The 12,531-nt window shown below is 70.9% G+C and carries 11 protein-coding genes and 1 pseudogene; 2 read left to right on the forward strand and 10 right to left on the reverse strand.

The window, feature by feature from the left end; all coding sequences use genetic code 11:
• Positions 1–905 (reverse strand): DNA-directed RNA polymerase subunit alpha (locus RH94_RS15835; RefSeq protein ID WP_073948233.1); only part of this gene is annotated, 905 nt, incomplete at its 3' end.
• Positions 906–1,123: 218 nt separating this feature from the next.
• On the opposite strand from RH94_RS15835, the gene RH94_RS15840 reads away from it, so the two are divergent.
• On the forward strand, positions 1,124–1,345 hold the full coding sequence (locus tag RH94_RS15840; RefSeq protein ID WP_073948290.1) for a hypothetical protein: 222 nt from the start codon (positions 1,124–1,126) through the stop codon (positions 1,343–1,345).
• Between the two features lie 503 nt (positions 1,346–1,848).
• On the opposite strand, the gene RH94_RS15850 is transcribed toward RH94_RS15840, so the two are convergent.
• The 4 genes from RH94_RS15850 to RH94_RS15865 all read right to left on the reverse strand — a co-directional run bounded on the left by RH94_RS15850 (position 1,849) and on the right by RH94_RS15865 (position 6,794).
• Entirely contained in the window at positions 1,849–2,427 is a 579-nt protein-coding gene (locus RH94_RS15850) for a NifU family protein (RefSeq protein WP_073948234.1), read from the reverse strand.
• Positions 2,424–4,361: a ferrous iron transporter B gene (gene feoB, locus RH94_RS15855; protein WP_073948235.1), complete on the reverse strand. Its 1,938-nt coding sequence runs from the start codon at positions 4,359–4,361 to the stop codon at positions 2,424–2,426. Before feoB ends, RH94_RS15850 begins: the two co-directional genes overlap by 4 nt.
• Positions 4,358–4,621: a FeoA family protein gene (locus RH94_RS15860; protein WP_199880970.1), complete on the reverse strand. Its 264-nt coding sequence runs from the start codon at positions 4,619–4,621 to the stop codon at positions 4,358–4,360. The genes feoB and RH94_RS15860 overlap by 4 nt, the downstream gene beginning before the upstream one ends.
• Positions 4,622–4,883: 262 nt before the next feature.
• Complete coding sequence (locus RH94_RS15865; RefSeq protein ID WP_073948237.1) at positions 4,884–6,794, reverse strand: helix-turn-helix domain-containing protein; 1,911 nt, start codon at positions 6,792–6,794, stop codon at positions 4,884–4,886.
• A 317-nt stretch (positions 6,795–7,111) separates the two neighbouring features.
• On the opposite strand from RH94_RS15865, the gene RH94_RS15870 reads away from it, so the two are divergent.
• Positions 7,112–7,648 (forward strand): MarR family winged helix-turn-helix transcriptional regulator, encoded by a 537-nt coding sequence (locus RH94_RS15870; protein ID WP_158073055.1) that lies wholly within the window; start codon positions 7,112–7,114, stop codon positions 7,646–7,648.
• Between the two features lie 111 nt (positions 7,649–7,759).
• Here RH94_RS15870 and RH94_RS15875 read toward each other — a convergent pair whose 3' ends face one another.
• The 5 genes and pseudogenes from RH94_RS15875 to RH94_RS43520 all read right to left on the reverse strand — a co-directional run.
• The gene (locus RH94_RS15875) at positions 7,760–8,962 is read right to left on the reverse strand and encodes an IS701 family transposase (RefSeq protein ID WP_456154167.1); all 1,203 of its coding nucleotides are present in this window, start codon (positions 8,960–8,962) and stop codon (positions 7,760–7,762) included.
• 324 nt (positions 8,963–9,286) lie between these two features.
• Positions 9,287–10,309 carry a Gfo/Idh/MocA family protein gene (locus RH94_RS15880; RefSeq protein WP_073948240.1) on the reverse strand — a complete coding sequence of 341 codons (1,023 nt, stop codon included), beginning with the start codon at positions 10,307–10,309 and terminating at the stop codon, positions 9,287–9,289.
• Position 10,310: 1 nt separating this feature from the next.
• The gene (locus RH94_RS15885) at positions 10,311–11,198 is read right to left on the reverse strand and encodes an arylamine N-acetyltransferase family protein (protein ID WP_079189052.1); all 888 of its coding nucleotides are present in this window, start codon (positions 11,196–11,198) and stop codon (positions 10,311–10,313) included.
• A 14-nt stretch (positions 11,199–11,212) separates the two neighbouring features.
• Complete coding sequence (locus tag RH94_RS15890) at positions 11,213–12,226, reverse strand: 3-oxoacyl-ACP synthase III family protein (protein ID WP_073948241.1); 1,014 nt, start codon at positions 12,224–12,226, stop codon at positions 11,213–11,215.
• Positions 12,227–12,263: 37 nt separating this feature from the next.
• A pseudogene (locus RH94_RS43520) lies at positions 12,264–12,531 on the reverse strand (phenazine-specific anthranilate synthase component I); the annotation flags it as partial.

The raw sequence follows: 12,531 nt of genomic DNA on the forward strand, positions 1-12,531 counted from the left end.
GCCAGCTTCGCCTTGACCTCGTCGATGGACTTCGCACCGAAGTTGCGGATGTCCAGCAGGTCGGCCTCGGAGCGGGCGACGAGCTCACCCACGGAGTGGATGCCCTCGCGCTTGAGGCAGTTGTACGACCGAACGGTGAGCTCCAGCTCCTCGATCGGCAGCGCCATGTCGGCGGCCAGGGCGGCGTCCGTCGGGGACGGGCCCATGTCGATGCCCTCGGCGTCGATGTTCAGCTCGCGGGCGAGACCGAACAGCTCGACCAGGGTCTTGCCCGCGGAGGCCACGGCGTCACGCGGACGCATCGCCTGCTTGGTCTCGACGTCGACGATCAGCTTGTCGAAGTCGGTGCGCTGCTCGACACGGGTCGCCTCGACCTTGTACGTGACCTTCAGCACCGGCGAGTAGATCGAGTCGACCGGGATCCGGCCGATCTCCTGGCCCACCTGCTTGTTCTGCACGGCGGAGACGTAGCCGCGACCGCGCTCGACGGTCAGCTCCATCTCCAGCTTGCCCTTGCCGTTGAGCACGGCGAGGACGAGGTCGGGGTTGTGCACCTCGACACCGGCCGGCGGCGCGATGTCGGCGGCGGTGACCAGACCCGGGCCCTGCTTGCGCAGGTACATCACGACCGGCTCGTCGTGCTCGGAGGAGACGACCAGCTGCTTGATGTTGAGGATCAGGTCGGTGACGTCCTCCTTGACGCCCGGCACGGTGGTGAACTCGTGCAGGACGCCGTCGATGCGGATGGACGTGACCGCCGCACCCGGGATCGAGGACAGGAGGGTGCGGCGCAGGGAGTTGCCGAGGGTGTAGCCGAAGCCCGGCTCCAGCGGCTCGATCACGAACCGGGAACGGAACTCGTCGACGACCTCTTCGGTCAGTGAGGGTCGCTGAGCGATCAGCACGAGGTATTGCCTCCAGTGTGTGGCGCCCACCATGTGACGCCGTAGACACCACGAAGGGTACGGGCGGTTCGGCCGCCCATGAAGCCGAACCGCCCGACTCCGCCCGTCTGTCGGCCGGTCGGCAGGCTCGGTTCCTGCTGGAGCGGAGGCCGACGATCAGATGCTCCTGCCCCCGGGAGTCGGCCACCCGCGCAGTTCGTATGTGCATACTGGGGGCGATGACAAAGCCTGCTGCACCGAAGCGCCATTTGCCCACCAGCCCCTTCAAGGCCCCGGTCACGCCGACTCCCAAGCACTTCGCCGTGGGCGACCAGGTCACACACGACGTGTACGGCCTCGGCCGGGTGATCGGCGTCGAGGACGGAATCGCGGCGCTCGTGGATTTCGGCTCGGCGCAAATGCGGATCTTGAGCCCGTACGCCAAGATGACCAAGCTGTAGGACCGCTGTGCCCGGTCACGGCACGCCAGGCCCCTTCGGGGACCTGTAACGAAAGGGAGACCTCCCATCGATCTGACGTCGCTGTTCTCCGCCCTGGAAGGGCAACCCCGCCGTGCTGCTCCGGCATCGCCGCCCCCGGCGACGAACCCCTTCCAGGCCCCGGACTTCGGGGAAGACGAGCCCTTCCTGCCCGAGGAGGTACAGGAGCCCGCCTGGGGCATGCGTGCCGCGCGGCCCAAGGCGGCTTAGCTCCCACTAGTGCGGCGGTTTCGGCAGCCGGCCGCGGGCCGTCTCCGGCGCTGCGGTGAGGAGTGCGGCCGTCTCGGTTCCCGTCCCGTTCAGCCCCGTTCACCGTCGTTCAGCCGAGACCGTGAGTACTGTTCACGGGCAGGATCCTGGAGTATCTGTCCGGGTCGGCCCCGGTGAACAGGAGTCTGTGACTGCCGGCGGCGGTCGTGTGCGGCCTGTCGGCCGAGGTGCTCGCCTCCAGTGGGATGCGGCGGTCACGCGCTGCGGCGGCGCAGGGTGAGCCACGAGCGCCTCGACGCCTTGCCGGGCTCCTCCGTGGCCCGCAGCTCGACCAGGGCGGGGAACCGGGCGCGCAGCTCCGACTCGAGGCGGGAGTGGAGGGTGAACCCGGCGGCCGGGCAGTGCGTGCAGGTGCCCGCCATCCGCACCTCCGCGTGCCGGTCGTGGGCGGAGACGATCGTCACCTCGCCGCCGTGGGAGCGGATGTAGTCGCCGGCGGATCCGTCCAGGACGTCCTGCAGTGCGGCGCGCAGCATGTCGTCCTCGGTGACCGTCTCGGCCGGCCGCCACTGCCGAGGGTGCCGCAGTGCGGCGCTGAGCGCGTCGCGCACCCGCGCTCCGGTGCCGGACCAGCTCCGGCCGTCGGCGAGCCGGATCACCACGGCCTGTGTCTCCACCGCGAGGGAGACGACGTCTTCGGAGTGGAGCATCTTCCCGAGCTCGTCCGGTGCCTCGGCGATCTCTCCGACGACCGGCAGCGTGCCGGCGGGAATCACCCAGCGGACGGTCTGCGGGTCGGCCGTGGCCTCGGGGTGCATGGGGACGACGCTCATGCCGACAGCCCTACGAGGGTGTGTGTCAGGAAGGCCATGGTCCAGGCCAGCACGAACATGTAGCCGAAGGCGACCGCGGGCCATCTCCACGAGCCGGTCTCACGGCGCATGACCCCGATGGTCGACATGCACTGCAGCGCGTAGAGGAAGAAGACCAGCAAGGCGGCCGTCGTGGCCGGGGTGAAGAGCTTCTCCCCCTGGTGCGGCCCGTCGGTGTAGGTCATGTGTGTCAGGGCCTCGGCCGGCTGCTCGGGGTTCTGGGCCGCGGCGACCTGGCCGAGGGTGGCGACGAACACCTCGCGGGCGGACAGCGATCCCAGCACGCCGATGTTGATCCGCCAGTCGAAGCCGAGGGGTGCGAAGACGGGTTCGATGGCGTGACCGATGTCGGCGGCGTAGCTGTGGTCGACCGCGTAGGCCGAGACCGCGGTCCGGTCGACCGGGTCGACCCCGGCGGAGCGCAGTTGCGCATCGCTGTGCATGGGCAGGCTGAGCAGCAGCCACAGCACGACGGTGACGAGCAGGATGATCCGGCCGACCTTGTGCAGGAAGCCCTTGCAGGCGCTCCAGATCGCGTCGGCCACCGACCGCGGCCGCGGCAACCGGTAGGACGGCATCTCCATGTAGAACGGCAGCACCGGTCCGCCCCGGCTGCTGAACCGTTTGAAGACCCAGGCCGTCGCCATGGCCGAGAGCGCGCCGACGAGGTACAGGGCGAACATGACGACGCCCTGGGCGCCGAAGGGGCCGACCCTGGTGTCCGGGCTCACCAGCAGGCCGGTCAGCAGCACATAGACCGTCAGACGCGCCGAGCAGGTCATCAGCGGCGCGCCCATCATGGTCGCGAAGCGGTCCTTGGCCGACGGCAGGGAGCGGGTGGCCATGATGCCCGGGATGGCGCAGGCGAGGGAGGAGAGCAGGGCGACGAACGCCCGGCCCTCCAGCCCGGCTCTGGCCATGATCCGGTCCATCAGGAATGCCGCGCGGGAGAGGTAGCCGCTGCCCTCCAGCAGCGAGATCATGAGGAACAGCAGGGCGATCTGCGGGAGGAAGACCAGTACGCCGCCCACGCCGCCGATCAGGGCGCTGCCGAGGAAGCCGGAGAGCAACGGGTTCGGGACGTGCTCGGTGACCAGTGTGCCGAGCGAGTCGAAGAGGCTCTGCACCGCGTCCTGCAGCGGTGCCGCGACGGTGAAGATGATCTGGAAGAACGCGAACATGGTCGCGAAGAAGATGAGCGTGCCCCACAGCGGGTGCAGCAGCACGGCGTCGATGCGCCGCGTGCGGCGATCGACCTCGGGCACCTCGTAGCCGGCGCTCTGCAGCAGCGACTCCACCCAGGCCCGCCGCTGCGAGGGGTCGGTGGGGGGCGGGACGACCGGCCGCTCCCATGCGGCCAGGTCGAGCAGCATGGACTGCAACTGTGCCAGGTCGTTGCGTGACCCGCTGGTCACCCCGACGACCGGTACGCCCAGCGCACGGCGGAGGGCGGAGACGTCGAGGGTGCCGCCGCGACGGGTCAGCTCGTCGCGGAAGGTGAGCACCACGCAGATCGGCAGGCCGGTCCGCATGACCTGGGCGAGCAGCCCGAGGGAACGGCGCAGCGTCGTCGCGTCGATCGTGACGAGAATGCCGTCAGGTGTGCCGATGTCCGGGTTGTCCGGGTCGAGCGCATCGGCGACGACCTGCTCGTCCGGACTGATCGGGTCGAGGCTGTAGGTGCCGGGCAGATCCTCGACGACCACCTCGTGCCCGCCGACACGCGCTGTCCCCTCATAGCGCGCGACGGTCACTCCGGGGTAGTTGCCGGTCTTGGTCCGCAGACCGGTCAGGGCGTTGAAAAGCGTGCTCTTGCCCGAGTTCGGGCTGCCGACCAGGGCCAGACGGGTCTTGCCGGTGACGGTCCGGGCCACCTGACCGCAGTGCGCGCTCACGCGATGCGCCGTACGTGGATGCCGGCGGCCTGCGCCTTGCGCAGCGCCACCTCGTACTCCACGACCTGGAAGACGACAGGGTCGCCGAGCGGCGACTTCCGCAGCACGGTGACCTCCGCGCCGGGGGCGAACCCCAGGTCGAACAGTCGCCGCGCGGTGCTCGGCTCGACGGACTCGTCGATGTCGATCACCTGGCCGCTCATCCCGGGTCGCAGGTCGGCCAGTCGCGCATCCGGATCCGGCGCGGAATCCACCGGCACGGACGGACGGCTCTTCCGGCGTTCATCCCATTGCACTGAGCCCATCGACATCCTCGACCACGGAATCACCTGAGTAGCTAAGGGAAGGCTAACCTTTTATCCCGATAACGACAATATCGGGCCCGTTCGGATGCCGCGCGTGATCACTCGCACTCGCGCGGCAAATCTTCGATCTCGCAATGGGCGATCCCCTGGCGATCTCCTGCCGTTCCACGGCGGCGGCGCCCGGTGCGGGTTTCCGGGTGCCGCCGCCGTGTCCGGGTCAGGGGGTGTGCGCCGGCTGCGGGTCGTGCAGGGAGCCGAACACCCGCTGCAGCCGCAGCGCCAGCTGCAGTTCCAGGGCGCGGGCGGGTTCCTGCCAGTCGGGGCCGAGGAGCTGGGCGATCCGTTCCAGGCGCCGGTGGACCGTGTTGGGGTGCACCTGGAGCGCGTCGGCGGCGTAGGTGGGGCTGCCGCCCGCGGCGAAGTACGCCTCCAGGGTGCCGGCCAGCTCGGTCGAGCGCTCCTCGTCGTAGTCGAGGACCGGGCCGATGGTCCGGTCGATGAAACCGCGCACGTCGCGGTTCCCGCCGAGCAGCATGCCCACGAAGCCGAGCTCCTCCGCGGTCGCCGCGGCACCGTGCCGGTCCATGCTCGTCAGCGCCTCGACGCACCGCTTGGCCTGCCGGTAGCCGTTCGCGACCGAGTCCGGCTCACCGTCGGCCGGGGCTCCGCCCGCGGTCACCGAGTGGTTGAGCGCCTGGCCGAGGCGGCGTGACACCTCGCGCGCCGCCGCGCCCGGGTCGTCGCCCGGCAGCAGCAGGACCAGGCAGCCGTCGCGCAGGGTCTTCGCCCCGCCGCGCAGGGACACGTGGCGCGAGGCCCAGGCGGTGATCCGGCCGCGCCGGCCGGATTCGGCGTGGGCGACGACCACGACGTGGGGCCGGGCGAGGTCGACCCCGAGGCGCTGGGTGAGCTGCGCGGTGCGCTGCGGATCGCGCCCGGGGCGGTCGAGCAGGGCGTCGAGGGCCTCGTCGCGGGCCTGACCCTGCGCCGCGGCCCTGCGGTTGACCAGGGCCAGGACGGCCGAGGCGCGTGCGGCGTGGGTGGCCACCGCGTGGTCCGACTCGTCGAGGGGCCGCCCGCTGTGCACGATCAACGCGCCCAGGTCCTCGTCGCCCGCCGTGACCGGCAGCACGGTGATGTCGTCGCCGGCGCGCGTGGCCCGGTTCTCGACCCGGGCCTCCAGCAGGGCCTCGTCCAGTGCGTCGCCCTCGGCCGGGATCCGGCCGGAGACCGCGAGGGTGAGGTCGTTCTCGTCGCGCAGGGCCACGGACAGGGAGAGCGTCCTGGCCAGCTCGTCCGTGACGGCCTGGGCGTCCGCCCCGGCCAGTACGGCGTCGAGCAGGCGGCGGCCGGCCTGTTCGGCCCGCTGCTCCGCGTGCACCCGGGCGCGCAGCCGGTCGTACTTGGAGGTGATGCGGGCGATGCGGGCCCTGGCCTCGTCGAGGGCGCGGCACCGCTCGACGGCGGAGGCCGCGTAACCGGCCAGGGAGTTCATGAGGGAGAGCTCGTCGGGCGAGTAGGAGCGGACCTCGCGGTGGGCGCACAGCAGGACGCCGATCGCCTTCTCCGGCGTGCACAGCGGGATCGCGACGGCGGCCCGCAGCCCCTCCCTCTCGAAGAGGCAGTCGAGGAGCTCGTTGCGCTGAAAGCTTTCGTCCTTCAGGTAGTCCGGCGTCCACACCGGAGCGCCGGCGTGGCGGGCGTGGCCGCTCAGGCCTGTGTCGGCGGGGATGTGCAGCCCCGGGACGGGGGAGATCAGGCCGTCCTGCCGCACGGCCATGCCCTCGTCGTCGTAGAGGCCGACGAGGCTCACGTCCGCGTGCACCAGGGCTCTGGCGCGCCGCACGATCGTGGCGAGCAGGGAACCGAAGCTGCGCCGTTCGGCGATGTCCCGGACCGCGTCCATGAGGAGCAGCAGCCGGTCGTTGCGGTAATTCAGCCGTCGAAAGCGTTCGTCGATGCGTAAGGCGTATTCACGGGCCCGTTCCATCGATTCCAGGTTCTGTAAATCAGCCTGATCCAGCCGGCCCCGGGAAACGAGTTCTTCCCATTCCTCGGTGGGAGATTTTTCGGCGAGCAACTCGAGGAAGGGCAACTCGGCGGACTGCGCGGCGATTTCTTGAGACATCACTCTCCAGGCGGCGGGAAGCCGGTTTCTCCCGGTGGGAGTCCAACATGGCGATGAACAAGTAAGCCGGTGCGCTGCGCGTCACCTTACATTACGGGGGCCGCACCCCTCCGGCTCCACTGAAGGAATCGGCCGTTCCGTGTGAACCCGGTTTCCGTCGACCGGATTCCGGGGCCCGGCGGCCCGGTCCGGCCGGCCGGAGGCGCTCATCCACTGGGACTTCCCGCTGCCGAAGGAGTACCTTACATGCAAGGCATCTCAATGAAGAACTATCTTCCCTGCTAAGATAGCTGAAGGCTATGAGAGTAAGAGGGCCCATGTCAAGTACGGAATCCACGGCACCGACGAACACAGAGGGTTACCACGTGCGGGCCGGTCAGGGCAGTGACGACCCCCGCCGCAACGCCGCGCTCCAGCGGGCCATGACGGCCGCCCGGGAGCTGGGCCTGACCAGCATCTCCCTGAACAGCGCGGTGGCCAAGCACCTGGACATCCATCCGACGGACGCCTGGATCCTGACGTACATGCGGGGGCTGCCGCGGGAGACGTCGCTCACTCCGGGTGACCTCGCGCGCGTCACCGGTCTCACCACGGGGGCCATCACCGGGGTGGTCGACCGGCTGGAGTCGCAGGGGTACGTCCGCCGGGAGCGGGGGGCGCAGGACAGGCGCAAGGTGATCATCGTCCCGACCGAGAAGAGCGTGGGAGTCGCCGAGGTCTTCCACCCCCTGGTGGAGGGCATCATGACCATGGCCCTGCGGTACTCCACGGACGAGCTGGAGACGATCAGCGCCTACTTCGAGGGCGCGACCACCGCCACACAGGACGCCATCACCCGCCTGCGCCGGCTGTGACCCCCGCCGTGCACCCGCCGGCCCGTGAGGACGGGCCGGCGGGTGACGTGTGTGAGGGACGGGCGACGTGCGCGGCGCCGCCTGCCCGCGGTCCGGTCGGCCCGGCAGGGCTCAGGGACGCTTCGGCGAGCTGCCCAGGACCGAGACGGCGTGGGCGGCCGAGGCGAGGGTGACGTGGCGGTGCCAGCCGCCGTAGGAGCGGCCGGCGAAGTCGCGGATGCCCAGGCGGTCCGTGGTCTGGCGGAAGTCGCGTTCCGTACGGAAGGGAAGCCTGCTCCAGGTGACCAGCGTGGGCAGCGGGGCGTCCGTCATGTCGGTGAGCCAGAGCTGGCCGAGGCGGCGGCGGGGGCCGCTGCCGACGCCCACCAGGCAGAGGTCCCGGGCCGCCGGGCCGCCGGGAGCGGCCCGCGGCAGCCGGACGCTCAGGGCCGAGACGACGCTGGTGTGCAGCGTGCTGGAGCCCTCCCCGGCTTCCCGCCACACCACCGGACGCGGCGCCTCGCGGTCGGACTCGATCAGCCGGCCGGCCGGCTGTACGGCCGGTCCCCGGCCCAGCCGCAAGGGGTCCGTGACCGCGAGCGGGCTCGTGCTGTTGATCCGCGCCAGGAAGGGGACGCCGGCCTCGCCGAACCGCCGGACCGTCATCGGCATGTCCATGTTGCGGGCATCCAGCACCACGGGACGCGGCGGCAGGCGCCACTCCCGGGCCGTCTCCAGGCACGCGTCGACCGTCATGTCGCCGATGCTCCGCGCGCCGAGGTCCTCGGGGATCGACGCCTGACGGCGCCTGGTCCTGTCGCCCAGCCAGGAGGAGGGGAGGTGCAGACGCCAGTTGACCGGGCTGCTGGTGTGCTCGGACGCGGCCCAGACCCCTATCGCGCGCTGGGCGTTGAGCACCCGGCCCACCTCGGGGACGTACTGCCGGTCGACGCCGACGGAGTTCTCCCCCGCCTTGGGGATGACCATCGGCTGGGCCACCCAGGCGAGCGGCGGCACGGCCTGGAGCAGGTGCCGGGCCAGGGCCCGGCGTACCGGCGCCCAGTCCCAGGTGGAGCTGCAGACGAAGTGGTGCAGGCTCTGCTCGGTGGCCGAGCCGCCCAGCAGCGCGGCGATATTCCGTATCGACCGGCGGCCGCGGACACCGAGCAGTCCGCGCAGATACTCGACCCCTTTTCGGCGCTGGTCGCTGCGCGGCAGCGATGCGAAGAGCACCGCTCCGAATTCGGTGAGGGACCCGTCGTCCCACCATGAATCGGAGGCCGCGGGCGTAGGTTTCCCGGCGGCTGTTTCGGCTATGAGTGCGGCAGTACCCATCGTATCCCCCGTTGACTTGATGGAGACTTTCTTCGGCACCTCCACGGTCCTCGCTCGCGCACCTTTTCGACAAGGTATTCCGAGCACCCTTTTGGCCCCCCGTGTGTGGGTGGAGCCCCCTCTCTCATTTCCTTGCTCCGGACCGTGCGGGAACGCGGTGAAGCCGGCCTCGGCGGAAGGGGCGGCCGTCGAAGCCGGCTTCGGGCACGTGGCCACGGGGCGGGGGGAGCCCCGTGGCCACGTGCCGGTCCGCGGTCGGTCCGCGGAGTCGGGGGAGAGCCGGGGAGAGCCGGGGTCACCCCGGGTGCGGTTCCGCCCGGTGCGTCATGCCAGGTCCACCGGCTGGGCCGTGGCACTGGACCGGAGCAGGGCCGCCACGGCGCGCGCCTGGTCCACGGCCTCCTCGCGGCCGAAGGGCAGCTCGGTGTCCTTCGCGATCGCGGTCGACACCTCGTCGAACTGGATCCGGGAGATGTGGAACATCTCGTCGAGCCGGTAGGCGCCCTCCGGGTCGACCGGGAAGTACTCCTTCCGGGACTCCAGCAGCGGCACCGGTCCCTGGAGGTCCAGCTCGACGGGGTCCGTGCCGCCGAACCACGGCCGGCGCACCACGACCCGGCCCTTGGTGCCCACCACGTGCAGGAAGTCGCCGCGGGCGATGTCCTGCCCGACCACGAACTGCCCGAGCACGTCGCCCGGCAGGCGCAGACTGGCCGTGAAACCGTGGTCGGCGGCCCCGGGGCCGCGGCGCACCTCCTCGGCGTACACGCGGGTGGGGTTGCCGGCGAAGCACCGGATCGCGCTCAGCGCGAAGACCCCGAGGTCGAGCATCGCGCCGCCGCCCAGCGCGCGGTCCCGGCGGAAGTAGTCCGGCGGCACGGCGGCGGTGCAGGCGGCGTAGACGTACATGAGGTCGCCGATGCGGCCCTCGTCCACCAGCCGCCTGGCCAGCCGGGTCTGCGGGTGGTGACGGAACATCACGCCCTCGATGCACCTGCGGCCCGCCGCCTCCGCCTCGTCGAAGACCCGTTCCACGTCCTCCACGGTGAGCCCCAGCGGCTTCTCGCACATGACGTGCTTGCCGGCCCGCAGCGCCTTGACCGTCCACTCCACGTGGTCGACGGGGTGCAGCGCGACGAACACCGCGTCGACGTCCTCGCAGGCCAGCAGCTCCTCGAAGGAGCCGAAGCTGCGGGGGATGCCGTGGGTCCCGGCGTACTGGCGCGCCTCCTCGGCGTCGCCGGTCGCGACCGCCGTGAACTCCGTCGTCTCCGATGCGGCGTTCGCCGCGACGGCGACGTTGGCGTAGCCCCCGGTGACCAGAAGTCCCCAACGCACCTTGCTCACTTCAGACCCCTTCCGTGGTCGCCGGCAGGTCGGGGACCTCGCCCAGCCTGATCCCGTACAACTTCTCGAACGTGGTGAGGAACTCGGCGTCGTCGTCCAGGACGCGGGACGACTTGCGCTCGCCGTTCTCGTACTCGGTCAGGACGCGGTTGAACATCGAGATCCGGCCGTCGGGGGTCACGATGGACGCCCACAGCTGGGTGTTGGCGGGGGCGTGGGGGGACGACCACAGGTACCAGAGCGCCGCGTCGAAGTCGTCGACCTCCCTCGGGTGCGTCTCGGCCCGCCAGCGCAGCACGCCGTTGTGGACCATCTCCACGTCGCCGTCCGCGGTGAAGAAGAGCTGGTAGTCGCCGTGCGGGTCGCTCTGGACGCCCGGCCGGCGCAGTTCGAGCGGCTTGCGGCTGGCCCAGCGGAAGCCGACGTCGACCAGGTAGGGCTGGTCGAGGTCGACGCGCAGTACCAGGTGGCCGTGGTACTGACCGCGGAAGGCGTGCTTCCCGTTGTGCAGGATGCGGGCGCCGAGCAGGGTTACCGGGTAGCCCAGGTGGCGCAGCAGCAGGGCGAAGGCGGTGTTCAGCTCACCGCAGCCGCCGCCCCTGCGCTGGTTGACGATCTTGTCGTACAGGGGCTCGTCGCGGACGCTGGGGAAGTTCTTCAGGATCAGGTCGAGCGTCTCGAACGGGACCGTCATCATGTGACGTTCCTGCAGGTAGCACAGTGCCTCGTAGTTCACCGCGGCGGGGCGCTCGGCCCCGATGCGGTCCAGGTAGGCGTCGACGTCGAACACGAAGTCGCTCGTGTCGCCGTTGTCCGTCGGAACGGTGGTGGCCGCCGGGGCGGCAGTGGCCGCCGGGGCCGTGGTGGCCGTCGTGTCGGGTGCGCTCATCGTCCTCTCCTCCCTCACTTCCAGCGCAGCAGCGCGAAGCCGAACGTCATGCCGGCGCCGATCGAGACCATCAGGACCGACTCGCCGGACCGGATACGGCCCTGGCGCACCGCCCGGTCCAGGGTGACCGGGATCGACGCGGAGCCGGTGTTGCCGAAGTCGTGGGCACTGGCGTGCAGCCGGGGGCGGGTGAAGCCCAGCAGTTCCGGGAGGCTCTCCACCATCCGCTGGTTGCCCTGGTGCGGCACGACGTGGTCGACGTCCTCCAGATCCTGGCCGGCGTCGTCCAGGAAGGCCTTCGTCATCGGTGGGATGTGCTCCTGGAAGATCTCCATGATCCGGCGGCCGTTCATGCGCACGAAGTGCAGCCCGGCGTCGACCGTCTCGTGCGAGGCGGGCAGCCGGCTGCCGCCGGCGGGGATGCCGCCGACCTCCGTGTCCACCGGGAAGCTGGTGATCCGGGTGGCCAGCAGACCGCTGCCGTCGTCCACCGGGCCCAGCACCACGGCGCCCGCGCCGTCGCCCCACAGGGCGGTGGTGCGCCGGTCCTCGTGGTTGCGGAAGCGGCTGTAGGTGTCGGCGCCGATCACCAGTGCGTATCCACCGCGCACGCTCAGGTACGTCGAGGCCATGTCGACGGCGGTCAGGAAGCCCGCGCACGCCGCCTGGATGTCGAAGGTCCCGGTGGTCGTGGGGCACTCCAGGGCCAGCGCGGTCAGGCTGGCGACGGACGGCCCGGCCATGTCCGGGGTGGCCGTGCCGACGACGACCAGTGAGAGCTGGGAGGGGCTGATCCCGGCGTCCTCCAGGGCGGCGCGGGCCGCGTAGACGGCGAGGTCGGAGGTGGCCTCGTCGGGCTTGACCGCGCGGCGTGCGACGATGCCCGTCTTCCGGACGATCCATTCCTCGGTGACGCCCGCCCGGTCCGCGAGCATGTCGTTGGTGATGACCTGGGAAGGCAGGTACGAGCCGATTCCCAGGACGCCGATGCGGGATCCGCTGGGCGCGGAGGTGGTGGTCGGACTCATCTGCCCGGCTCCTGACTGTCGTCGTTCACTGGTCGGTTCACAGCAGCCCCCGCAGCAGGGTGCTCATGATCCGGGGACCGTTCCGGGTGAGCACCGACTCGGCGTGGAACTGCATCGAGGCGAAGTGCGGGCCGCGCAGCGCGTGGACGTCCCCGGTGGCCGGGTCCCGGCTCACCCGCACCGTGCCGATGCCGTCGGCCCGGAAGGCGGACGTGGCGCACCGGGCGGTGAAGGTGTTGTAGAAGCCGACGAGCTGCTCCTCCCCGAACAGGTCGATCCGCTTCTGCAGGCCCTGGTTCGGCGGG

This window comes from Streptomyces kebangsaanensis, assembly GCF_001906585.1.
In the GTDB taxonomy this organism is placed as follows: Bacteria; Actinomycetota; Actinomycetes; order Streptomycetales; family Streptomycetaceae; genus Streptomyces; species Streptomyces kebangsaanensis.